Raw genomic sequence first — 1819 nt, forward strand, 5'->3', positions numbered from 1 at the left:
AGACCGCGGCGCTGACGGGCGTGACGCTCGGCGCGGCGGCGGCGCTGCTGCCCGAGGACCTGGGGGAGCGGGCGATGCTCGGCGACGCCGGCGCCAACGCGCTCGGCGCCCTCCTCGGCCTCGCCGCCACCGCCCGTCTCGGCCGGACCGGGCGGCTCGTCGCGCTCGGCGCGGTCGCCGCGCTCACCGCGGCGTCGGAGAAGGTCAGCTTCACCAAGGTCATCGCCGGCAACCCGGTGCTGAACCGGATCGACATGCTCGGCCGCCGTCCCCCCCTGTCCCCGGCCGGAACGGCACGGCCGTCCGCGTGACCTCGGGCAGGGCCGCCGGGCCGCCGCGCGTCCGCCTCGCCGCACGGCTGGGCGGGAACGGCGGGCTCGCGCGGGGGGTCGCCGGGGCCGCGGTCCTGATCGGGGCCATCACGGTCCTCGCGCGCGTCACCGGCTTCGCCAAGCAGCTCGCGTTCGCCCGGGCGGTCGGCACGAACTGCCTGGCCACCGCCTACTACACCGCCAACCAGGTGCCGAACATCGTCTTCGAGGTCGTGGCGGGCGGGGCGCTGGCCGGCATGGTCGTCCCGGTCCTCGCCGGGGCAGCGGCGCGCCCCACCGAGGAGGCGCGGGCCGAGGCGGGCCGCATCGCGTCGGCGCTGATGACGTGGGTGCTGGTCCTGCTCGTCCCGCTCACCGTGATCACCGCGCTCGTCGCAGGCCCGGTGACGCGGCTGCTGATCGGCGCCGCCGTCCCGGAGTGCGATCCGGCCCAGGTGGCCGCCGTCGCGACCCGGATGCTCGTCGTCTTCGCCCCCCAGATCCCGCTGTACGGCATGGCCGTCGTCCTGTACGGCGTGCTCCAGGCCCACCGGCGCTTCGCGGGCCCGGCGCTCGCGCCGCTCGTGTCGAGCGTCGTCGTGATCGTCGCGTACCTCGCCTTCGTCCCGCTCAGCGGCGGCGACCGCGACCCCGCCTCGGTCCCCGGGCCGGCCGAGTACGCCCTGTCCGCGGGCACCACGCTCGGCGTGCTCGCCCTCGTCGTGACCGTCGCCGGGCCCGCCGCCGTGCTCCGGCTGCGGTGGCGGCCGGTCCTGCGCTTCCCGGACGGCGTGGCCGTGCAGGTGCGGCGGCTGGCGCTGGCCGGGCTGAGCGGGCTGCTGGCCCAGCAGGCGGCGATGGCGCTGGTGATCCCGCTGGCCAACCGCGAGGTGGGCGGCGGCGCCCTCGCGGCCTACAACTACGCCTGGGCCGTCTACCAGGTCCCGTACGCCGTGCTGGCCGTGCCGATCGCGACCAGCGCGTTCCCGGTGCTCGCGGCCCGGGCCGAGGGCGGGGACGGCGAGGGGTTCGCCGCGCTGTCGGCCCGCACCACCCGCGCCGTGGTGCTCGTCTGCGGGCTGGCCGCCGGAGCGCTGGCCGCCGCGGCCGGGCCGGTCGCGCACGTCTTCCTGAGCCAGGCGGACACGCGGGTCGCGCCGGAGGCGTTCGCCCGGGCGATCGCGCTGTTCGCCCCGGGCCTGGTCGGCTACGGGCTGACGGCCCACCTCAGCCGCGTCCTGTATGCGGCCGGGCGGGGGAGGGCGGCCGCCCGGGGCATGGTGATCGGCTGGCTCACCGCGGGCGCGGCGCAGGTGGCCTTCGCGCTGCTCCTGCCCGGCGAGTGGCGGCTCGGCGGGCTGGCCGCCGGTCAGGCCGTGGGGATGACCGTGGGCGGCGCGCTGCTCCTTGCCTCCGTTGCGGCGGCCCGCGGCGCGGACGCCGTGCGGGGGGTGCCCCGGGCGGTCGCGGCGGCCGTGCTCGGCGGCGGGGCCGGCTTCCTCGCGGGT

Annotated in this window: 1 protein-coding gene and 1 pseudogene; both read left to right on the forward strand. The window is 78.6% G+C overall.

Annotation, left to right across the window (positions count from 1 at the left end; genetic code table 11):
* Positions 1–311 (forward strand): annotated as a pseudogene (locus MPTA5024_RS00085) (hypothetical protein); the annotation flags it as partial.
* Positions 308–1819, forward strand: a 1512-nt coding sequence (murJ, locus tag MPTA5024_RS00090; protein WP_232326083.1) for a murein biosynthesis integral membrane protein MurJ, incomplete at its 3' end; no start/stop codon positions are given. The pseudogene MPTA5024_RS00085 and the gene murJ, both read left to right, overlap by 4 nt.

This window comes from Microbispora sp. ATCC PTA-5024, from assembly GCF_000511135.2.
Lineage (GTDB): Bacteria > Actinomycetota > Actinomycetes > Streptosporangiales > Streptosporangiaceae > Microbispora > Microbispora corallina.